This is a genomic window from Enterobacter sp. MEB024 (assembly GCF_030209635.1).
GTDB lineage: Bacteria > Pseudomonadota > Gammaproteobacteria > Enterobacterales > Enterobacteriaceae > Enterobacter > Enterobacter ludwigii.
In genome coordinates this window covers 234,172-255,395 of sequence record NZ_JARVRQ010000001.1, presented here as the reverse complement: position 1 = coordinate 255,395, position 21,224 = coordinate 234,172, and the positions used below count along the sequence as shown (strand labels likewise).

The window sequence follows — 21,224 nt, the reverse complement described above, 5'->3', positions numbered from 1 at the left end:
CCCTGACGAATTTGCATAATAGATCCGCAGCCGCCATTATGGGGCTGCATCAATACAGGAGACGTTATGCAGGAATTAATTGCTCAGGTTGAAGAGTTAGGCATTGAAATTAATCACACCACCTCTTTAGTGATTATCTTTGGTATTATTTTTCTTACCGCACTCATCGTTCATTTTATTCTGCACAAAGTGGTCCTGCGGGCCTTTGAGAAGCGCGCGCAGGCCAGCAGCCATTTATGGTTGCAAATCATTACCCAGAACAAGTTATTTCACCGTGTCGCCTTTACCCTGCAGGGGATTATTGTCAACGTTCAGGCGGTACTGTGGCTGCAAAAAGGCAGCGAAGCCGCGGAAATGCTCACCACCTGCGCCAGGCTGTGGGTGATGGTGTATGCCCTGCTCTCGTTCTTCTCGCTGCTGGACGTCATTTTCAATCTTTCGCAAAAGATGGCGACAGCCTCGCAGCTCCCGCTGAAGGGCATCTTCCAGGGAATAAAACTGGTGAGCGCTATTCTGGTGGGGATTTTAATTATCTCGCTGCTGATTGGTCAGTCGCCAGCCATTCTGATTAGCGGCCTGGGCGCCATGGCTGCGGTGTTAATGCTGGTGTTTAAAGACCCGATCCTCGGGCTTGTCGCCGGGATCCAGCTCTCCGCCAATGACATGCTTAAACTCGGTGACTGGCTGGAGATGCCAAAATACGGAGCCAACGGCACGGTCACGGACATCGGCCTGACCACCGTCAAGGTGCGCAACTTCGACAACACCATCACCACCATTCCGACCTGGGCGCTGGTCTCTGATGCCTTTATCAACTGGAGCGGCATGTCGGCCTCCGGCGGGCGACGCATCAAGCGTAGCCTGAATATAGACACCACCAGCATCCACTTCCTCGACGAGCAGGAGCAACAGCAGCTGATTCAGGCGAAGCTGCTTAAGCCGTACATGGCGGCGCGTCACGAAGAAATTTCGCTCTGGAATCAGGAAAACGGTGAAGGCGAATCGGTGCTGAACCTGCGCAAAATGACCAATATTGGAACCTTCCGCGCCTATTTAAATGAATATCTGCGTAATCACCCGCGGATCCGTAAAGATATGACGCTGATGGTTCGCCAGTTAGCGCCAGAAGCTAACGGGCTGCCAGTTGAAATATACGCGTTCACTAACACAGTCGTCTGGGCGGAATATGAGGCGATTCAGGCCGATATTTTCGACCATATATTCGCCGTGGTGGATGAATTTGGTCTGCGTATTCATCAGTCTCCGACCGGAAACGATATTCGCTCGCTGGCTGGCGTAATAGCGAAATAATCAGGCGCTGGCGCGGGAGATAAAGCGCCAGTCCATCATCACTCTTTCTGTGGGCGCATCCGGGTTATCGATTTTATTCAACAACAAATCGACCGCCTTGCGCCCAATATCCCGCGACGGCTGTTCGATGGTGGTGAGCGAAATCATCTCCGCCAGTTCCGTACCGTCAAACCCGACTACCGCAATGTCTTCCGGCACGCGTAATCCCGCCTGCTGGATCGCATGCAATGCACCTGCCGCCAGGGTATCGGAAACGGCAAAGACCGCGTCAGGCGGGTTTTCCTTCAGCAGGTTTTGCATCGCCGCCATTCCGGCGCCGAAGCTGAGATCGCTGGCGTATTCCACCGCCTGGTAAGCCAGATCTTTCAGGTGGATAACGCTCTTATAGCCACGCTCGCGCAGGCGGGCATATTTATAACTCAGGTCGTGGTTAATCATCGCGATCCGCCCGCGCCCACCGTCGGCAAGCTGGCTGACCGCATGCTGCGAGGCGTCCACATCGTTAATCCCGACGCAGGAGACCGCACCGGCATCGGCGTATTCGGCGCACTGCACCCACGGCGCAGCGCCAATCAGGGCGGCCAGTTCAGGAAGCTTTGAGAAGGCATCCATGGTGATAATGCCGTCGACAATTTTACCGGACAGCAAACTCAGCCCCGAACGCGAGCGTTCAATGTCAGAGCCGGAGTTGCACAGCAGAATGCGGTAGCCGTTCTTTTCGGCTTCCTCTTCAATGCCTTTCACCACTTCGGCGCAGAACGGGTTAGCGATGTTCGACACCATTACCAGAATCATATAGCTGCGGGCAGTTCGCAGCTGGCGCGCCAGCAGGTTGGGCTGGTAATTACTCTCTTTGATCGCCTGCAGGACGCGTTCGCGGTTTTTCGCTTTCACGGTATCGCTGTTGTTAAGCACGCGAGAGACCGTTGCCACGGACACCCCGGCAAGCTGAGCGATTTTCTGAATGGACATAGCGACGGCATTTCCTGCGGTTAACGTTTTATGCAGGCTACCATAAATTCGTTGCCCGGCGAACCGGGCAACGCGTCAATACGCAACGCGCACCCAGCGCTGTTGCTGATGGCTTTTCACTATCGCATCAATGATATACATGACGTTCGCGCCGTCATGGAACGTCGCAAACAGCGGCTGTGCCGGCATCTCCCCCTGCATCACGGCGCGGTAAAACTGCACCATCATATTTTTAAAGGCATCAGGCCAGCCTTCGATATGTCCGCCAGGAAAATGGGCGCTTTCGGCCACGTCACGGTTCATCAGGTTTGGATCGTCGGAGAGGGTCTGGTTTGCCTGCGCGCGATGGCCGATCCAGAGTTGCTGCGGCACCTCCTGATCCCACGCCACGGACCGTTCGCTGCCGTTAATTTCAAACGTCAGCCGATTTTTGCGTCCGGCGCTGACCTGCGAGACGTTAAAACTGCCTTTGCTGCCATCGTCGAAGCGCACCAGCACCGAGCCAAAATCTTCGGTGGTGACCGGTCTGTCTTCATCGTTCGCGCTGCGATCATCCGTGAAGGTCCGGTTTCCCGCCGCACTGGCCTTGCGCGTTGGCCAGACGATGGCGAGGTCGGCCATCACGTCGGTGATCCGCCGCCCGGTCACAAACTGCACCGTGTCGCACCAGTGGGAGCCGATATCCGCCACCGCGCGCGATGCACCGCCCAGCGTGGCATCCACCCGCCAGTTGTAGTCGGTTTCCAGCAGCATCCAGTCCTGCAGGTAGCTGCCATGCGTGGCAAACAGCCGACCGAGACTGCCCTCGCGCCTCATGCTGGCCGCCTGGCGCACCATCGCAAACTGGCGATAGACAAAGCTGACGCCGTGTACCACGCCCGCCTGCTCAGCCAGTGCCACCAGCTCGCGGGCCTCCTCCGGGGTCATACACAGCGGCTTTTCGGAAAAAACATGCTTACCCGCCCGCAAAATCTGTCGGTTAATCTCTGCGTGCAGATGGTTTGGCGTGCAGTTATGCACCACGTGCAGATCCGGATGGGCGAGCAGCGCCTCAACGTTCCCGTAAGCATGGGGCACATTCAGCTGGCGCGCCTTTTCCTGCGCTTGTGAAAGCGAGCTGTCGCACAGGGCGACCACCTGCACACTGCCGAGACGCCGCAGCGCCTCAATGTGCGCCGGGCCGATAAAGCCACTGCCGACAATCCCGACGTTAATCATGGCTGCCTCCCGCGGCGAAATCGTCAAACGCGCGCCCGGATACCGGAATGATATGACGACGGATAAATTCGCTGCCTTCGCGGGCACCGGTATCGCCATCCTTAAGACAGCACTCCCACTCCAGCACTGCCCAGCCCTCGTAGTCGTACTGGGTCAGTTTGCTGAAAATACCGGTGAAGTCGATCTGCCCGTCGCCCGGCGACCGGAAGCGACCCGCGCGATGGATCCACGGCTGGTAGCCACCGTATGCACCGCTGCGCCCGTTGGGACGAAACTCCGCATCTTTGACGTGAAACGCTTTAATGCGCGCATGGTAGAGATCGATAAACGTCAGGTAGTCCATCTGCTGAAGCAGCATATGGCTGGGATCGTAGAGAATATTGCAGCGCGGGTGGTTGTCCACAAGCGCCAGAAAACGCTCAAACGTCACGCCGTCATGCAGGTCTTCCCCCGGATGCAACTCATAACAGACATCGACGCCATGCTCATCAAAAGTGTCCAGAATGGGCCGCCAGCGGGTTGCCAGCGTCTGGAAAGCGTCCTGAAAACGCTGCGCGTTGTGCGGCGGCCACGGGTAGAAAAATGGCCACGCCAGCGATCCAGAAAAAGTGGCGTGCGCTGTCAGGCCTAATTTTGCGGAGGCCGCCGCCGCCTGATTCAATTTGCTGGTCGCCCACGCCCGACGGGCCGCGTCGTTACCCCGCACGCCTGCCGGCGCGAAATGGTCAAACGCGTCGCCGTAGACCGGGTTCACCGCAATAAGCTGCCCTTCCAGATGGGTCGACAGCTCGCTGATCGCCAGCCCGTGCTCCGCCAACGTGCCGGTAATGTCGTCACAGTAGGTCTGGCTCTCAGCCGCTTTCTCCACGTCAAAAATGTGCGGATGATTGCAGGGGATCTGCACGGCTTTGTAGCCCTTACCTGCTGCCCAGCCTGCCAGCCCATCCAGCGAGTTAAACGGCGCTTCTGCGCTGATAAACTGCGACAGGAAAATACCGGGTCCCTTAATCGTTCTCATACCACCTCCTGAACGTTACGCCTTGTCATCGTCATATTTGAACGTGAGAAGGAAAATCAGCGCAATCACCGCTGCCGCCACCGCCGGGATCCACCAGAAGGTGACCCACGCCTGCGGCACGGCCTGTCCCGCCACCAGACGGTTATACAGCGCGCCAGAAATCTGCGAACCAAGCAGCATGCCGATGCCATAGGTGAACATCACGATCATGCTCTGCGCCTGGCCTTTCACCTTTTCGCCCGCCACGCGGTCGGTATAGATAAAGCCCACCACAAAGAAGAAGTCATAGCACACACCGTGCAACAGGATGCCGAGATAGAGCAGGAAACGTCCCTCCTCACTCACCCCCATGGCAAACATCGCGTAACGGACAAACCACGCCAGCATGCCGACCAGCAGCATGACTTTCACGCCCAGACGACGGAAAAGCAGCGGGATCACCAGCATGAAGACAATCTCTGACATCTGGCCGAACGACATCGCGGTGCTGACATCAGCAATCCCGGCATCCGCCAGATATGAGGCGGTGTAAGCGTAGTAGGTGCCAAGCGGCACGGAAATCAGCATTGCGCAGACGGAAAAGACCAGGAAGTGGCGGGTTTTCAGCAGGGCAAACGCATCAGCGCAGAACAGATCGCGAATCTGGACCGGCAGCCCTTTAGCCGGGGCGGGCGTGTGCGGCAGCGTCAGGCTGTAGAGCGCCAGCAGCACGGAGCTCGCCGCCGCAACCTGGAAGATCGTGACGCTGGAGGCCACGCCGGTAACGCCGATAAAGATCCCCGCGACAATCCAGCCGATAGTGCCGAACACGCGCACCACCGGGAAGGTTTTATCGACGTTTGCCAGGCTGTGAAACGCGATGTTGTTCGTTAACGCCAGCGTCGGCATATAACAAAGCGTGTAGCCAAACAGCAGGCCAATCAGCAGCGCACCATTTTCAGCGATCAGCGCCCCCGGAACGAACCACAGGATAGCCGCGCCCGCCAGGTGCATTACCGCCATCACCTTCTGCGAGGCGAAGAAGCGATCCACCAGCATCCCGAGCACGAACGGCGACAAAATAGAGGCGATGGGCCCGGCGGAGAACGCATCACCAATCAGCAGCGACATGTTGTGCTGGGTCATCACCAGACCCAGCGTGACCGACCAGCTACCCCAGATAAAAAACTGCAGAAACATCATCAGCGACAGACGCGGAACCAGCAGCCGGTGCTGCGCTATCACCTTTCCACTACTTTCAGTTGTTGACACCATAATGAGCCTCACCCTAGAAAAGTAATCGATTACAAATACCCTCAAATGAAAAGTAATCGATTACAAAATAAAGATCCTGTGGATCAGGAGAGATTTGGGAGAGGGGTCACGATAAAGAGGTTAATCGCGTTGGGATGAGAAACCGGATAGCTCGCCCTCTCCCACCGGGAGAGGACGGCATGCATTATTGCTTGCGGGAAAGTTTAAACGCCAGAAACAGGAAGATGACCCACACCGGGAGCAGCATCGCGGAAAGCCGCATGTCGTCCATGCTGCACATCAGCACAAGGATCAACCCGAGGAAAGCAATGCAGAGATAGTTTCCTGCCGGATAAAGCAGCGCTTTAAACTGCGTCTCACGTCCCTTACGACGCATCGCGGCACGAAAACGCAGGTGCGCCAGGCAGATCATGATCCAGTTCAGCAGCAGGGTGGCAACCACCAGCGCCATCAGCAGGCCAAACGCCTCTTTTGGCAGCAGATAGTTGATCACCACCACCAAAGAGGTGATCGCACCGGACAACAGCAGAGAATTCACCGGCACGCCGCGACGGCTGACGCGGGTTAAGAACTTCGGCGCATTCCCCTGAACGGAGAGGCCAAACAGCATCCGGCTGTTGGAGTAAACGCCGCTGTTATAGACCGAAAGTGACGCCACCAGAATAACGAAGTTCAACGCTGAGGCCACCACATTGCTGTTGAGATCGTGGAAAATCATCACAAACGGACTGCTGTTTGATTTCACCTCAACCCAGGGATAGAGCGCGAGCAATACCACCAGCGAACCGATGTAGAACAGCAGAATACGGTACACCACCTGGTTGACCGCTTTCGGAATGCTTTTATGCGGGTCGCGCGCTTCAGCGGCGGTGATACCAATCAGCTCCAGCCCGCCGAAAGAGAACATGATCACCGCCAGCGAAAGGATAAGCCCCTTCCAGCCGGTCGCCAGGAACCCCCCGTGCTGCCACAGGTTGTCGATCGTGGCACGCTCACCGCCGTGACCCGAGAACAGCAACCACAGGCCAAAACCAATCATGCCGATAATCGCCAGCACCTTGATGAGCGCAAACCAGAACTCGGTTTCACCGTACAAACGGACGTTCACAAGGTTGATGGCATTGATGATAATGAAGAAGGCCGCCGCCCAAATCCAGGTGGGCACATCCGGGAGCCAGTACTGCATGTAGATGCCAGCGGCGGTCAGCTCTGCCATCCCCACCAGCACAAACATCACCCAGTAGTTCCAGCCGGAGAGGAACCCCGCAAACGGGCCCCAGTATTTATACGCAAAGTGCGCGAACGAGCCTGACACTGGCTCTTCGACGACCATCTCGCCAAGCTGGCGCATGATCAGGAAGGCGATAATCCCGGCGAGGGCATAACCCAGCAATACCGCCGGCCCCGCCATCTGAATGGCCGGGCCGATGCCGAGAAACAGCCCGGTACCGATAGCCCCACCGAGGGCAATTAACTGTATATGTCGATTTTGCAAACCACGTTGCAGCGTCGGATTCTGTTCCGACGAAGCTTCAGCGCTACCGGTGCCTGAAGCGGATGACGCGTCTTTCACGCCCTACCCCTGTCTCTTTTTTAGAAGGGGCACGTTTTAACACTTCAGGCTGGTGGTAGCAAGGGAATGGGGCATCCCTGCCCCGGATAACGAGCGGCGTTCTCAGAATGCGTAGCCCACCGAGACTTTAAAGGTACGCGGTTCGCCCTGGGTGATGTAGGTACCTGAATCATCCACGCTGGACCAGTAGTTTTCATTAGTCACGTTGTCGATACCCGCACGCACCGTCATCTGATTTTGATTGTGGTTAACGGCGAAGCGATAACGCATACCCAGATCCAGCGTGGTGTAGCTGTCCAGCTTTTTGGTGTTCGCCAGGTCCGCGTATTGCGTGCCGGAGTGGTTCACGCGCGCGGTAGCGGTCAGGCCATCAATCGGTTTGATGTCATACTCTGCGCCCAGAACGGCATAGAAATTCGGAACGCCAATCGCATCATTGCCCTGGTTGAGGCCGTTGTTGGTTTTGGTCAGCTCCGCCTGCAGCCAGGTAGCGCTGGCGTTCAGACGGACGCCCAGCAGGGGCTCACCGAACACATTCAGCTCCACGCCGCGGTTACGCTGCTCGGCATCAAGACCATAATGACCGTTGCTGTTGAGGATCGCCGACGGCATTTTGATCTCAAACAGCGCCAGGGAGCCGCCCACGCGACCAAAATCCGCCTTCACGCCCACTTCGTTCTGCTTAGAGTGAACGATGCCGGTGCTCTGCCCGTAGTTGGTGGCGGTGTTGGGGGCTGTTTGACCCGGCTGCAGCGCTTCGGTGTGGTTGGCATACAGGGAGATCGCCCCCCACGGCTTGTAAACCACGCCGTAGGTAGGCATCCAGCGGCTGCCGTCGAAGCCGTCTGCTTTATTTTCCTGCCCGGTAATTTTGTTGTATCCGCGAATGACCACCTTCTGATGACGCGCCCCGGCGGTAAACAGCAGTTTGTCGTCCAGCACGCCCAGCGTATCACTCAACAGCCAGCCCTGCGTCCGGGTACGCCCGCTGGTGAGCGGATCGCTGTATTTTCCGCCTAAGCCGTTGAAACTGGAACTGTCCGGCATATCCACACCGGTATTGTGATAGATATTGGTGGTTGGGTTATCCGCCGCCGACGACATTTTCCAGCCGATTTTTTCGTTTTTGGTCATCGCGGAGTAACCGACGTTGACTTTATGCGTTACGAAGCCGGTAGCAAAGTTACCGCGAATACCCGCCATCCCGCTGACGGAATCGCTGATGCGGTTGGTATCAAGACGGCTGACCGTCGCCTTACCGCTTTTATCCAGCAGCTTCGGCGCGCTGTAAATCCCTTCTTCGTGAGCGTGCTGCGCACCGAGGCCGGTATAGGCCGTCCAGTTATCGGTAATGTCGTACTCGCTGCGCCACATCCCGAATTCATTTTCGATGTTGCTGTAGGCCCATTTCTGCGAGAAGTTGCGATCGTTTTTCGGCGGTTCAGGCACGAAATCCACGGCGGAGATATTGACGCTGGTCGGGCTGCCATGGAAGGTTTTCTTCTGATACCCCACATCCAGAGAGGTGCGGAAATTGTCGCCTTTGTAGTCGAGGCCGGTGGAGAGCAGCGTAGTGCGGCGGCGATCGTTGGGCACCCCGCTTTCCCCTTCGCGATGGACGAGGTTCACGCGCGCGCCAAACTGGTCGTTGTCCCCATAGCGACGGCCCGCATCCAGCGTGGTGCCAAACTGGGAATCGGAGGTGTAATCGACGCCCACTTTTGCCTGCGGCGTTTCATCCGCGTGTTTCGGCTCAAGGTTAATCATTCCCCCCACGCCTGAACTTGCCGCGCCGTTCATCAGGGCGTTTGCCCCTTTAAAAATCTCAATGCGGTCGACCATCTGCGCATCCACCACCTGACGCGGCAGAACGCCGGACAGGCCGCCGAAGGTCATGTCATCTCCGTCAAACTTCAGGCCACGGATACGGAAGGTTTCGGCGCTGTTGCCGTAGCCCTGCACGTACTGCACCCCCGCGTCGTTAGCGACCACATCAGCAATGGTTTTCGCCTGCTGATCTTCTACCAGCTTCGAGGTGTAGCTGATGATATTAAACGGCACGTCCATGGCGTTTTGCTGCCCCAGCATCCCCATGCGTCCGCCGTTTGCCACCTGCCCGTCAAGGAACGCTGGTACAAGCTGGTCGCCGCCGGGTTTAAAATCGCTGGCAGGCGCAGACTGGACAATCAGGGTGTCTTCTTTCTTTTCATCCGCCGCCAGGGCGGAGTGCGTGACCGCGCCAATGGCGAGAGCCAGCAGCGTTTTATGCCTTTTCGTGTTGTTCATAATTAACTCATTAAACGTGCGCGCAAAAAGGGCCCGTTGTCGGGCCTTAGAATGTAATCAAGTGCAATGCAAATGAGAACTATACGCATTACATGATTGTTAGCAAGCGTAAACGCACGTCACTACGTGAGAAAATCGGTTAACAGGCGTGGGAAAGCAGGAGGACGTATGGACGGGATAGCATGGCATAACCGCCCCGTTTCCGGGACGGTCTTTCAGGCGCTGCGGGAGAACGATAAAACGCGGGCGGTTCCCGCAACATCAATACGCACAGCCGTACCCGGATTCCAGCCAGGCTGGCTTACGGTCTTCAGAACAACAGGCTCCTGATGCCCGGCAAACGCCAGGGTGAGCGTGGACAAATGACCGGTAAAATCGACATCAATTATCGACACCGGGCTTTCATGCGGCGCGCACGCCGTCACGCGCAGTTGTTCTGGGCGCATCATGACGAGGCCCTGCCCGGTGGCATGCGTATTGTTGGTGGGTATCTCACCCAGCGCGCACACCGCATGGCCGGCGGTAAGCTGAGCGGGCAGGATCACCGCGTCGCCCAGAAACAGCGCGGTCTCTTCATCAACGGGCTGAGTGTAGACGTCATACGGGGTACCCACCTGGGTGAAGCGCCCGGAACGCATTACCGCCACCTGGGTGGCAAAAGATAACGCTTCGTTTTGATCGTGCGTCACCAGAATCGAGGCAACGCCCGCTTCCGCCAGCAGGTCAGCGGTCGCTTTGCGGGTCATGGCGCGAAGACCGGTATCGAGCGCCGAGAACGGCTCATCCAGCAGCATCAATGAAGGACGCTGAGCCAGCGCGCGGGCGAGCGCCACACGCTGCTGCTGTCCGCCAGAAATCTCATGCGGCCAGTGGGTCGCGAGCTGCCTGTCCAGCGACACCATCTCCATCAGTGCCTCTACGCGCTGGCGCTTTTCGTGGCGCGTGCCGTCCAGCCCCCAGGCAATGTTGTCTGCAACGCTGAGATGCGGGAATAACGCGCCCTCCTGGGGAACAAAGCCGATGCCGCGCAGATGGGCGGGAACGAAGCTGTTTTCGTCAAACAGCGTTCGGCCCTGCATCACTATCCGCCCGGCGTCCGGCGTTTCAAAGCCGGCAAGAATGCGCAGCAGCGTCGTTTTCCCTGACCCGGACGGCCCGACTATCGCCGTCCGGCTCCCCGGCGCAACGCTCAGGTTTAAGCTGTCGAGCACCTGCACACCGGAAAAGGATTTAGAAATAGACGTTAATTCAAGCATGTCATAGTCCTGCAATTTTTTTCGACTGCACGTAGAGGATGGCGGTCAGCGGGAGTGAAATCAGGATCATCAGCATCGCGTACGGTGCGGCGGCAACATAATCGATCTCACTGGTCAGCGCCCAGAAACCGGTGGAAAGCGTGCGTGTTCCCAGCGGGGAGAGCAGCAGCGTGGCGGTCAGTTCGTTGCTGACGCCGAGAAAAACAAGCGCAGCCCCCGCGGCGGCACCCGGCGCGGCCAGCCGCATGGTGACGCTCCACAGCGCCTTCGCAGGCGTGCTGCCAAGGCTACGCGCCACGTTTTCCAGCTCTACCGGCGCCTGTGCAATCCCGGCCCGCAGGTTGATGAGCGCGCGGGGCATAAACATCAGCAGATAGGCGAGGAAGAGCGTAATTTCCGTCTGATAAATGGGGCGGGCGTAATGAATCGTCACCGTTACCAGCGCGAGAGCGGTCACAATCCCCGGCAGCGAGCTGGTGATGTAGATACACCCTTCCAGCATCCGGAAGACGCGGTGCGGATAACGGATACCAAGCCACGCAATGGGGATCACGCAGGCCGTGGTCAGCAGTGCACCACCCACGCCGAGCATGAGCGTCTGGCGCAGGGAGTGCCAGAGGTCCGCGCTCATCCAGTTCTCAATACCGCCCAGCCAGACCCAGCGACACAGCACAATTAACGGTACGCCCAGCGCCAGCACGATCAGCGTGAGGAAAAACAGCTGGCCCAGCGTGGCCGCGACCGGCTTCAGCGGCCAGCGTTTCTGTTCACGTGCGGCCCCGCCGCCGATGCGCGCATAGCGTGCTTTTCCGCGCGTCACCCCTTCCAGCATTAAGATGGCCAGACAGCATAAGGCCAGCACGCCCGCCAGCATATTGGCTGCCGGGCCGCTGAAGGTAGACTGAAACTGGTCATAAATCGCGGTGGTGAACGTATCAAAGCGGATCATCACGTACAGGCCGTATTCCGCCAGCAGGTGCAGCGCGACCAGCAGCGCCCCGCCGCAGATAGCAAGCTTGAGCTGCGGCAGCACTACGCGGAAAAAGACCCGCCACGGCGGCGTGCCGAGCGACGCGGCCACATCTTCAAGCGTCGGGTCGAGGCGGCGCAGTACCGCGGCAACCGGCATGTAGATAAACGGGTAGTAGGCTAAAACAGAGAGAAATACTCCCGCGGAAAGACCGTGCAGGGAGGGGACGACGCTCACCCAGGCATAGCTTTGTACAAACGCGGGGATTGCCAGCGGGGCGACCGCCAGCGCAGACCATATTCCCCGCCCGGCCAGCCGGGTACGCTCCGTGAGCCAGGCTATCGCCACGCCGGTCACAATACAAAGCGGAACCGCTAAGGCCGTCAGCCACAGCGTGTTGCTGAGCAGTTCAGCAACACGCGGGCGGAACACCAGCGTCTTAATGGTCTCCCAGCCCGTCTCAATGCCAATGGCAATGATAAAACCCAGAGGCAGAAGCGCCATTAATGAAAATAAGACAGCTAACGCAACCATCGGCAGCGCAGGTCGCCTGCGGGCAGGCTCCTGCATCCTGTTTTTTCCGATGTCGAGACTCAGACCAGACATAAGGCGTTCACTTAACTCTCAGGATCACAGCAGGCCGGCTTGCGTCATCAGCTCGATAACTTTTTTGCTGTTAAGCGTTGAAGGTTCCACTTTCGGCGCATCCAGATCTTTCAGCGGAACCAGTTTCGGGTTAGAGGCCGCGTTCACGCCAACCGCATATTCAAACGCGTTATTGGTGCGCAGGCTCTCCTGACCTTCTTTGCCGGTGATCCACTTGATGAATGCCTGAGCCTGTTCTTTGTGTTTGCTGGACGCCAGTACGCCACCGCCGGAAAGGCTGACAAAGGCACCCGGATCCTGATGTTTGAAGTAGTAGAGTTGGGTGTTTTTGCTGTTTTCACCCGTTTTGGACTGATCGACAAAACGGTAGTAGTGATAAATCACACCGCCATCAATCTGGCCGGCGTTAACGGCTTTCATCACGGTGCTGTTACCTTTGTAGGCCACAAAATTGGTTTTCATCGCCTTCAGCCACTCAAGGGTGGCCTGCTCGCCTTTCAGGGCCAGCATCGCACTTACGATCGCCTGGAAATCCGCGCCTGACGGCGATGCCGCCCAGCGGCCTTTCCACTCAGGTTTCGCCAGATCCATCAGCGATGTTGGCAATTGCTTTTCGCTTAATTTTTCCGGGTTATAGACAAACACCGTGCTACGCGCAGCAATCCCGATCCAGCGGCCGTGCGCAGGACGAAATTCCGCAGGCACCTGCTTCAGGGTCTCTGCATCCAGTGGCGCGAACAGTTTGGCATTATCCACCAGAACCATTGAAGGCGAGTTTTCCGTCAGAAACACGTCTGCAGGTGATGCCGTGCCTTCCTGAACCAGCTGGTTACCCAGCTCGCTGTCATCGCCATTACGCAGCGTCACCTTAATACCCGTTTCTTTGGTAAAACCGTCTACCCACGCCTTCACCAGATTTTCATGCTGCGCGTTATAAACAACGATACCTTCGTTGTTATCAGCGGCAAGTGCTTGTGTGGAAAGGAAAAGAGATGAAGACAACAAGGCAAGCGAGAAGCATGACAACAGGCGAGAATTCATGAACATATCCTTTATAGACCAGGGTGATTTACCACGCATAGCGTTGTGGGACAGGATTAAAGCATACAAAAACGCTAATGATAATTAGTATCAATCAAGTTTAGTCGTAAAAGTGTAAAATATTCTTATACAGCGGATAAATATGATAAAAATCCAGATTATAAAAATGGATGAAATAAAGATTAAGAAAACCTTAGGCTGGAAAAATAACAAATATTCATTAGCGTTCTATTTATTTCCCGATTATTTAATCGACAGAATGAGATCGGCATAAACGTGTATTTAGCGTAAAACGGGAGAGTGGATGCGAAAAAGGGTGAAGGCAGTAAATGGCACGCCCTGTAGGATTCGAACCTACGACCTACGGCTTAGAAGGCCGTTGCTCTATCCAACTGAGCTAAGGGCGCACTGAGAAGAGTGAACTTCGCGGTGGTGAAACGCCTGGAATTATACGGTCAATGACAGGTGAGTCAATGCCTTTTCGGCTTTCAGGGGCAATTACCGCTAGCCGATTGTAAATACGGCTGTTTTTTCAACATTCATCGCTTTTCCGTCGTAGAATTTCGCGCTGCGAAAAGGCTTAGTTGCATTTAAGTAACGCCTGCTGTTTTCCTGAGCGTCAGCTCGTCACACTAGTGTGAGGTATCCCGGCCGCCTGGAGGCTGACAGACAACAGGACCATGGAGTGACAGCGCAAAACCTGACCTATACGCCCCCCCGGTTACAGTACCTTTCTCAGGACATCGTCGGCATCAAACTTGAGCCCATCGTCGCCCTCTCCTCTTTACGCAGGGTCGGCGTGGAGGTCCTTAGCGTCCTGTCTGAAACGCAGCATAGCGAAGCCTTTTTCCGCCATCAGTCTGCAGACTGGTCGATAACGCTGCTTGAAGCACAGCTCACCGCGTTAAAAAATACCCCGCACTGTAATAATTTTTTCATTAATCTGCCGATAACCGTCCTGACAGAGCCCGACGCTTTTCAGCGGCTTAGCCGGATAAAATGTCCGCCGCTGAATATTGAACTTGTCGACCCCAGTGCTTTTTTAACGCTGTCAGCCGCGCAGAGGCAGGCCGTTACCCGGAGCCTGTTGCAGCTCATAAGACAAGGTCACGGTATCTGGCTGGATGACATTGATGAAACACTCATCCCGCCCTTTTTATCCTGCCGGTTACCGTTAAGCGGCGTAAAAATCGATAAGGATGCTTTCTGGCGTTTACGCGCCACACCCGCGCTACGGCAACTGGTGTCCCGGTGCTTTCAGCTTGCCGGGAAAGTGCTTATTGAAGGTATTGAGACTGAGCAAGATTGTACCTGGGCACTGCAGGCAGGCGCAGAACTCGGCCAGGGCTATTACTGGCCGTCCTGGACATGGCCGGAGGATTAAAAAGCCATTTCCAGGGGGGAGGCCATGCGAATGACAGTGCGCCGTTACCGGCGGCGGCGTACAGGAAGTGATGCACTGGGATTTACGCGCTCGCCTTTTGCTCCCCCCTTCTTCGACCGGCTCGAATTTTTGAGTCAGTCCATCAGCCAGCCCCGCAAAACAGACGCTCCGTTTATCATTCTGGTGACGGAGGATCATTTTCTGCGCACCGGTTTTCTCAACGGCCAATTTCCCCTGAGCAGCTGTTGCGACTACCCCACGCTGGAGGATGCGTTTAGCGCCCTGGCCCAGTGGCCATCCGCCCGTCTGGTGGTGGATATTGAAAGCCGCTCCACTGCGCTGATCGACAAGCTGGATCAGCTCAGAAGGCATAGCCTCTATCCCCCTTTTCTGACGCCCTATCTGTTAGTCAGGGCGGATAATTACGATACTCGCCTGTTCTGCAAAGCGGCGGGCCCTTTTCACGTACTCGAACGTCAGCTGACGCCGTCTGCTTTCCAGCACAGCCTGATGGATACCAGCCCTCCCCAGGGCTGCGATAAAGACTGGTTCTCCCGCACCGAATGGCCTATTTTGCAGGAGTTATCGCGGGGGAAGACCCTTCGCCAGATAGCGTTGATGCAGAATCGCCCCTATAGCCGCATTATCTATCGTCTCAGCTGCATTCTGTTGAAACTGGGTCTGACCCATCGCCAGGAACTGCTGCACCTTCTCAATAACCTCTCAGACTGCACCTTCTAACCCACCCACTAAGCCCTTATTTCCTAAAGACCTTTAGGAATTTACTTATCAATCATGTTACTTATTTGTTAAATTTTAACAATAATTTCAATTTTATAACTATTCCTAATTTACGGGCTTAAACCATGTGAAATGTCACAGAATGAATAATCTGCAGCACTTTCCTCCGTGCGTTAAGTGTTTGATAAAGGAGTTAATAAGACGATAATGATGTAAAAACAAGCGGCTCGGCGAGACTGCCTGGCAGTCAAAAGCGAAGTCTGTAGTATGTTCTGCTGTACGACGGGTGCCCTTTCCGGCGACGACCCGATCACTTTCAAACGAAGGTCTGGTGCCCTCTGTGAACACTTTTTCGCCATCCGATCCCGCTTTCAGCCCCTGAAAACGGCCGTCGATTTGTTAACATTTGATCAACATACAGTGTGATATGTCATTTTTTGTTATTACATAAAGATCAAAAGATGCGGTAAATGGGATAACAGGATATTTAAGCTAATTTTAAAAAAATAGCTATTCGGATCCAGAAGATAATACAAAGTAATAAGCGAGGGGTAATTTACAGGGTTTTCGGAAAAAACTTACACGGTATAATAAGACGCGTATCAAATATGAATAAGAAAAACCTTTTTGCCAACACCAGCCAAATGAGATGACCGCGCTGAGGCATAGATTTCTTCACTACGTTAACAAGGATGCTTTCGCTCTTTCCAGGGAAATACTACGGTATAAGGATCTGCACATTTATCCTTCCGGCATTTCGAGAGTTTTAACCAAACTCGGCATAACGCTTTTAACAGTCTGAGGCATTAAAAATGAAACCGGCATCCGTTATCATTATGGACGAACACCCTATCGTCAGAATGTCGATAGAAGTCCTGCTACAGAAAAATAAAAACATCACAGTCAAACTCAAGTCTGGCGACAGCCATGAAGTCCTTGACTGTATCCGTAACCACCCTATCGATCTGGTGATCCTGGACATCGAACTTACGGGCACAGATGGCTTCGCTTTACTGAAGAGAATCAGAAACTTAAATAAAGACATCAAGGTCCTGTTCCTCTCTTCAAAATCCGAGTCTTTTTACGCGGGACGCGCCATTCGCGCCGGGGCAAATGGTTTTGTCAGTAAACGAAAAGATTTGGGCGAGATCTACAACGCCGTTGAAATGATCCTGATGGGCTATTCTTTTTTCCCGTCGGAAACGTTGAATTTTATAAACCATTTGGGTTCGGGGAAAGGGATGGTCGCGGATATGCCATTATCGAATCGTGAGGTGACGGTATTACGTTACCTGGCAAATGGTTTATCCAATAAGGAGATTGCAGAGCAGTTGCTATTAAGCAACAAAACCATCAGCGCACATAAATCCAATATTTATTCCAAGCTGGGTGTGCAAAGCATCGTTGAATTAATTGATTATGCCAAAGCACACGAACTGCTATAACCTGAATTCACTCCCTGCAGCTTATCCGAGCTGCAGGGAGTGCGGTCAGCGCTAATTATAATTAATCATGAAGGTGGCATCAGCATCAGCCCGTCCGGGCTGAGGGTTATCAGCAGTGGCAATATAATTGGCATAAAATGACAATGTCGCATTTCCCTGCGCATCAACCGCTACCGGCTGGCTGGCCTGCTGAAGTGCCAGACGCGTTTTATCCGCATCCCTGATCTCGACGGCAACGTTGCTTGCCGTACTGGCGTCATTGAGCGCCAGTAACCCATTATTGCTTCCGTCGGCTTTACCCGAAAACGTGATGGACGCTGCACCAGGCGGACAGCCGGTCAGCTTCAGCGTAAACGGCATGGGCTGCGTGCGGCTTCCCGTGGTGCTGAGCTGTTTCGTGGGCCAGGTTCCCAGCGTGACGGTCTTGTCGCTATCGCTGCCCTCGGCCACACAGGTAAAATCAACAATGTTGCCGTACATCTGAATATTGATCTCCCCCAGCGCAGTGGCTGCCTGCGCGCTGGCGTGAAGCATCATCAGTGTCATCGCGGCGAAATGCCAGTTCCGGTTCCGCATCTCTTCCCCTTAATCGTAATCCACACGCAGATAACCCCGCGACGTAAAACGGCCTTCCGCAGGCTTATTCCCCGTCACGCTGACCGGCCAGACCCGGATCCCCACCTGCGCCTGCGCACTGTCGTCGAGCCGGAACGGAATTTTGCTGGTCAGGTTGTTGGGCGTTAGCGGGGTACCGCTTTCGTTGGCAATCACAAACCCCACATCGGGGTTATCCGACACCACCGCGTTGCTGGAGACCTTTTCTGCCTCAACGCGCATCGTCAGCATTGCGTTCGCTTCCACGTTGGTGCATTTGATGGCGATGGTTTTGCTTTGTGCGGTTACCCCCTCCGGTTTGTTACCCGCCCCGGCCTTGCTGAACAGGGAGGCACCGATATCGCCGAAGTCAAACTCCACGATATTCCCCGCATTGATGGCGCAGCTTTGTGGCACCTGAATGGTCCCGCTGTAGCTGATGGTGTAGACCGGCGAGGTTAACGGATCAGAAGAGGTAGTGGTGACATAGACGCGGAACATGGTCGCCCGCGGGATCACCACCATATTTATAAACCGTCGGGTCACTTTGAGGCGAAAGACGAGGCTGGAATCCTGAACGCCAAACGGTTTGTTTTTAGAGACATTCGGGTGACTCCCCATCTGGATGTAACTTTTGGGCGGATAAAATACGCCAGCAAAGCTGTCCGTAATTTTCATTGCCCCATCCAGATAGTCGTTGAGCTTCAGGTACTGATAGCCATCACTCGTTCCCGTTACCGGGTAATCGGTAACATAACTACGTTTGGTCGTGTTCCCGGTGGTGCCCTTCGGGCAGACGGCATTCACCCCCACCCACTGCGATTTCTCGCTGAGCGTCACCACCTGTCCGATCTGGTTATTCGAACTGTTAAATTTATCCGTCAGGTCGTAATGCACCTCCGTAGGGACGCCCTTTTCATTCACACACACGGTGGCTAAGGCATTCCCCACGGGCAAAATAGAGAGAAGTGATAAAGCCAGGCAATGGATTTTACTCACAGCGAATCCCCTTAAGTGTGATTGCCTGTTGCAGGCTCTTTTCTGGCAAGCTGTAGTGCGCACGACACTGGGATTGCATCCCGTTGCCCCACTGGATCAGCAGTTCACCTTCCAGCGGCAGGCCGCTCAGGTAAATCTGTCCGTCATCGCCCACCATACTGGTGACGCCGCTCTGGGTTTCACGCACCACGGCACCGAATGGCACAGGCTGGTTGCCGCGCGTGACGGTCAGCAGGGCGCGCACGCCAATACGGGTATCAAAGCTGGCGCGCACCAGCGCCCCTTTTGTCGGCACCACGCTGCTCACGTTATTTTCGATATCGGTGTTATTGCTCATGGTGTTGGTATCCAGCGCTACGCGGTTATAGCGGTAGACGGTGGCATACGGCATCACCGCATAGCCACGCCAGTCGGTTTTCACACCGGTCTGGTTTTCCACGCTCACGCCCGATGCTCCCGGCGCTTTGATCAGAACGTTGGTATCACCCAGCGGCTGGCTGAAGGTTACGCCATCCGCATGGCCGACCACGCCGCCGGAGAGCTGCCAGTTGAGATCGTGCTGGTCGCGTGCGTAGTTGTAGCCAACACCCAGCGTGCCGTAGGTTGCCTGCCAGTTCGCGCTGGCGCTTCCGCTTGAGCCGTTATTGCTGGTGTGGCCCTGGGTCACGCTGTAGTTCAGGTTGCGATCTTCCAGCAACGTCCCACTGACCCCGGTTTGCCAGCTTGTGTCGCCATCACTATTACGGCTGGCTGACGCCGTGGCATAGGCGCGGTCAATGGCGCTGTCCCGACGAAAACCCTGGCGGGTAAAGAGGCTGAACGGTACGGAGACGTTAAACGACGCGATTCGGTCCGTGCCGTCTATCCCGACCGATTTGTTCCATGACCAGGACACGGAGTAGTTGACGCCCTTCACGCCACCCGCGTACCCCAGCTGATACCAGAGGTTGGACTCATCGGTGCCCCAGTACGTCTGTTCGCTACCGGAGATATAGACCGAGCCGTAATCCCCCAGCGACTGGGAAATATTGAGCTGGAAGCGCCCTTTTTTATTCCACGTCAGGTTGTGATAACTCTCCACATCCGGCACACCGTCATCATCCTGGTTGTCGGCATACTGGTAGCCTTCCATCGAACGCCACGCGACATCGTCCAGGGTGTAGAACCCTTTTGTGGAGTAGCGGTAGCCCAGCAGCTGGAAGTTGGTTCCGAATCCGTTAAGCGATTTTGCATAGAGGAAACGCAGCGACTGCCCTTCATGGCGGCTGTCATCCGCGAGCTGGCTGCGGGCATGGGTGATATCGAGCGACACCGCCCCCCAGTCACCGAGGTTTTTCCCGGCCCCGATGGCCACCGCGGTATAACGTGACGCCAGCTGGGTACCGCCGTACAGCGTGTAGCCGTCGCCAAGCCCGGTAATTAACGTACCCTGCGTGAAGAATGGCGTATCCTGTTCGCTGTTGCCGCTGCGGTAATCCCCGGCCACCAGGTCATACTTCCAGCGCCCTTCGCGCTGCAGGAGGGGCACGGTGGAATACGGCACGGTATAGCGCTGCTGGCTGCCATCCTTTTCTTCAACCGTCACCTCAAGGTCACCGCTTGACGAGGTTGGGTTAAGATCGGTGATGGCAAAGGCGCCAGGCTGTACATAGCTTTGATAGATAACGTAGCCGTTTTGTCGAACGACCACTTTGGCGGGCGTTCGGGCGATGCCGCGAACGGTTGGCGCGTAGCCCTGCAGGCTGTCCGGGTACATGCTGTCAGACGAGAAGAGCCGCCCGCCGCGAAAGCCCACGCTGTCGAAAACGTCATTACCGGTATTGCTGTCGCCCAGCACCAGCTCGCTTTTCAGCGGGATCACGGTGCGCTGCGCCCAGGTGCCAATATTCTGCCAGTTGCTGTGCCGCTGCCCGTTATTCTGCGTGTAACGCCATGCGCCATTATTGCGTAAACGCCACGCGCCATAGTTCAGCCCGCTCTGCAGGTTCAGATAATAGCTGTCGTCCTCGCTCCCGCGGTTGCCGGTAAAGCTGTAGTTCACCAGCGCGGCAGGGATCCCTTCATCCCATTGATCGGGCGGAATATAACCGCGTGCGCTGTTCTGCATCGCCACCTGTGGCAGGCTGATATTCAGGCGCAACGAGGCAAAGTTGAACGCGATCTCACTGCCGGGAATCGCCTTCGCCAGGGGTATACAGGTCTCCCCTTTCACGTTAACCAGCTCAGGAAAGGCTGCGATATTGACGCCAAAACGCTCCAGCATCACGCGCGTAATGCACGGCGACAGCCCACCGGCAACCGGCGGTGTATTGTCGGCCTGCTCGAAGCGCACATCCTGCGTCGCGATAAACTCATCGTTACGCCAGATATCCACGCGATAAACGCCAGGCGCCTGCTGGTGACCTTGTTCAAAACGCGATAAATCCGCCACGTTGGCGGTGTCATCGGACAAGAAGGCCGGGTTAAAGTAGCTTTCGCTCCAGCCAGCCTGTGGCCAGAGCGCTGCCATCAGCGCCAGTGCGACCGGGCAGTAACGTCCCTGGTGATTATTCATCG

16 protein-coding genes and 1 tRNA gene are annotated in these 21,224 nt (G+C 55.7%); 4 read left to right on the top strand and 13 right to left on the bottom strand.

All coding sequences use genetic code 11. From position 1 onward, the window contains the following. The first annotated feature begins 66 nt into the window (after positions 1-66). Positions 67-1,311, top strand: coding sequence for a mechanosensitive ion channel family protein (locus QRN24_RS01220; protein WP_020885139.1), 1,245 nt, complete (start codon positions 67-69; stop codon positions 1,309-1,311). Here the strand turns inward: QRN24_RS01220 and QRN24_RS01215 are convergent, their stop codons facing one another. The 10 genes from QRN24_RS01215 to QRN24_RS01170 all read right to left on the bottom strand — a co-directional run bounded on the left by QRN24_RS01215 (position 1,312) and on the right by QRN24_RS01170 (position 13,912). Further along, positions 1,312-2,283 (bottom strand): LacI family DNA-binding transcriptional regulator, encoded by a 972-nt coding sequence (locus tag QRN24_RS01215; RefSeq protein ID WP_025204778.1) that lies wholly within the window; start codon positions 2,281-2,283, stop codon positions 1,312-1,314. It abuts the gene before it with no gap. A 75-nt stretch (positions 2,284-2,358) separates the two neighbouring features. Beyond that, positions 2,359-3,501, bottom strand: a complete 1,143-nt coding sequence (locus QRN24_RS01210) for a Gfo/Idh/MocA family protein (RefSeq protein ID WP_221709541.1) — start codon at positions 3,499-3,501, stop codon at positions 2,359-2,361. Further along, positions 3,494-4,519: a sugar phosphate isomerase/epimerase family protein gene (locus tag QRN24_RS01205; protein ID WP_284942230.1), complete on the bottom strand. Its 1,026-nt coding sequence runs from the start codon at positions 4,517-4,519 to the stop codon at positions 3,494-3,496. The genes QRN24_RS01210 and QRN24_RS01205 overlap by 8 nt, the downstream gene beginning before the upstream one ends. 15 nt (positions 4,520-4,534) lie before the next feature. After that, on the bottom strand, positions 4,535-5,773 hold the full coding sequence (locus QRN24_RS01200; protein ID WP_044867815.1) for an MFS transporter: 1,239 nt from the start codon (positions 5,771-5,773) through the stop codon (positions 4,535-4,537). A gap of 184 nt (positions 5,774-5,957) precedes the next feature. Further along, the gene (pheP, locus tag QRN24_RS01195; protein WP_284942229.1) at positions 5,958-7,346 is read right to left on the bottom strand and encodes a phenylalanine transporter; all 1,389 of its coding nucleotides are present in this window, start codon (positions 7,344-7,346) and stop codon (positions 5,958-5,960) included. A 102-nt stretch (positions 7,347-7,448) separates the two neighbouring features. Beyond that, positions 7,449-9,632 carry a TonB-dependent receptor gene (locus tag QRN24_RS01190; RefSeq protein WP_284942228.1) on the bottom strand — a complete coding sequence of 728 codons (2,184 nt, stop codon included), beginning with the start codon at positions 9,630-9,632 and terminating at the stop codon, positions 7,449-7,451. Between the two features lie 215 nt (positions 9,633-9,847). Continuing rightward, on the bottom strand, positions 9,848-10,888 hold the full coding sequence (locus QRN24_RS01185) for an ABC transporter ATP-binding protein (protein WP_284942227.1): 1,041 nt from the start codon (positions 10,886-10,888) through the stop codon (positions 9,848-9,850). A gap of 1 nt (position 10,889) precedes the next feature. Then, complete coding sequence (locus tag QRN24_RS01180) at positions 10,890-12,464, bottom strand: ABC transporter permease (RefSeq protein WP_014168956.1); 1,575 nt, start codon at positions 12,462-12,464, stop codon at positions 10,890-10,892. A gap of 24 nt (positions 12,465-12,488) precedes the next feature. Next, the gene (locus tag QRN24_RS01175; RefSeq protein ID WP_049023169.1) at positions 12,489-13,505 is read right to left on the bottom strand and encodes an iron ABC transporter substrate-binding protein; all 1,017 of its coding nucleotides are present in this window, start codon (positions 13,503-13,505) and stop codon (positions 12,489-12,491) included. Between the two features lie 330 nt (positions 13,506-13,835). Next, positions 13,836-13,912 (bottom strand) — tRNA-Arg (locus tag QRN24_RS01170). Between the two features lie 278 nt (positions 13,913-14,190). Here QRN24_RS01170 and QRN24_RS01165 point away from each other — a divergent pair. The 3 genes from QRN24_RS01165 to fimZ all read left to right on the top strand — a co-directional run bounded on the left by QRN24_RS01165 (position 14,191) and on the right by fimZ (position 17,075). Next, complete coding sequence (locus tag QRN24_RS01165; protein WP_279258967.1) at positions 14,191-14,889, top strand: EAL domain-containing protein; 699 nt, start codon at positions 14,191-14,193, stop codon at positions 14,887-14,889. 24 nt (positions 14,890-14,913) lie between these two features. After that, positions 14,914-15,630 (top strand): helix-turn-helix transcriptional regulator, encoded by a 717-nt coding sequence (locus QRN24_RS01160; RefSeq protein ID WP_032677572.1) that lies wholly within the window; start codon positions 14,914-14,916, stop codon positions 15,628-15,630. Positions 15,631-16,442: 812 nt separating this feature from the next. Then, complete coding sequence (fimZ, locus tag QRN24_RS01155; RefSeq protein WP_014168952.1) at positions 16,443-17,075, top strand: fimbria biosynthesis transcriptional regulator FimZ; 633 nt, start codon at positions 16,443-16,445, stop codon at positions 17,073-17,075. Positions 17,076-17,126: 51 nt separating this feature from the next. On the opposite strand, the gene sfmF is transcribed toward fimZ, so the two are convergent. Genes sfmF through QRN24_RS01140 form a run of 3 tightly spaced genes read right to left on the bottom strand, consistent with a single transcriptional unit; the run spans position 17,127 to position 21,222 of the window. Beyond that, the gene (gene sfmF, locus QRN24_RS01150; RefSeq protein WP_020885153.1) at positions 17,127-17,651 is read right to left on the bottom strand and encodes a fimbria assembly protein; all 525 of its coding nucleotides are present in this window, start codon (positions 17,649-17,651) and stop codon (positions 17,127-17,129) included. Positions 17,652-17,660: 9 nt separating this feature from the next. Beyond that, positions 17,661-18,668, bottom strand: coding sequence for a type 1 fimbria D-mannose specific adhesin FimH (gene fimH, locus QRN24_RS01145; RefSeq protein WP_020885154.1), 1,008 nt, complete (start codon positions 18,666-18,668; stop codon positions 17,661-17,663). Then, positions 18,661-21,222 (bottom strand): fimbrial biogenesis usher protein, encoded by a 2,562-nt coding sequence (locus QRN24_RS01140; protein ID WP_020885155.1) that lies wholly within the window; start codon positions 21,220-21,222, stop codon positions 18,661-18,663. The genes fimH and QRN24_RS01140 overlap by 8 nt, the downstream gene beginning before the upstream one ends. Positions 21,223-21,224: the final 2 nt, after the last annotated feature.

Bases quoted from the DNA above. Each gene is read 5' to 3' on its own strand.
- QRN24_RS01140 (WP_020885155.1), bottom strand. From the start codon at position 21,222: ATGAATAATCACCAGGGACGTTACTGCCCGGTCGCACTGGCGCTGATG.
- QRN24_RS01210 (WP_221709541.1), bottom strand. From the start codon at position 3,501: ATGATTAACGTCGGGATTGTCGGCAGTGGCTTTATCGGCCCGGCGCAC.
- QRN24_RS01190 (WP_284942228.1), bottom strand. From the start codon at position 9,632: ATGAACAACACGAAAAGGCATAAAACGCTGCTGGCTCTCGCCATTGGC.
- QRN24_RS01180 (WP_014168956.1), bottom strand. From the start codon at position 12,464: ATGTCTGGTCTGAGTCTCGACATCGGAAAAAACAGGATGCAGGAGCCT.
- QRN24_RS01215 (WP_025204778.1), bottom strand. From the start codon at position 2,283: ATGTCCATTCAGAAAATCGCTCAGCTTGCCGGGGTGTCCGTGGCAACG.
- QRN24_RS01185 (WP_284942227.1), bottom strand. From the start codon at position 10,888: ATGCTTGAATTAACGTCTATTTCTAAATCCTTTTCCGGTGTGCAGGTG.
- QRN24_RS01220 (WP_020885139.1), top strand. From the start codon at position 67: ATGCAGGAATTAATTGCTCAGGTTGAAGAGTTAGGCATTGAAATTAAT.
- sfmF (WP_020885153.1), bottom strand. From the start codon at position 17,651: ATGCGGAACCGGAACTGGCATTTCGCCGCGATGACACTGATGATGCTT.
- QRN24_RS01205 (WP_284942230.1), bottom strand. From the start codon at position 4,519: ATGAGAACGATTAAGGGACCCGGTATTTTCCTGTCGCAGTTTATCAGC.
- QRN24_RS01175 (WP_049023169.1), bottom strand. From the start codon at position 13,505: ATGAATTCTCGCCTGTTGTCATGCTTCTCGCTTGCCTTGTTGTCTTCA.
- QRN24_RS01200 (WP_044867815.1), bottom strand. From the start codon at position 5,773: ATGGTGTCAACAACTGAAAGTAGTGGAAAGGTGATAGCGCAGCACCGG.
- fimZ (WP_014168952.1), top strand. From the start codon at position 16,443: ATGAAACCGGCATCCGTTATCATTATGGACGAACACCCTATCGTCAGA.
- QRN24_RS01160 (WP_032677572.1), top strand. From the start codon at position 14,914: ATGCGAATGACAGTGCGCCGTTACCGGCGGCGGCGTACAGGAAGTGAT.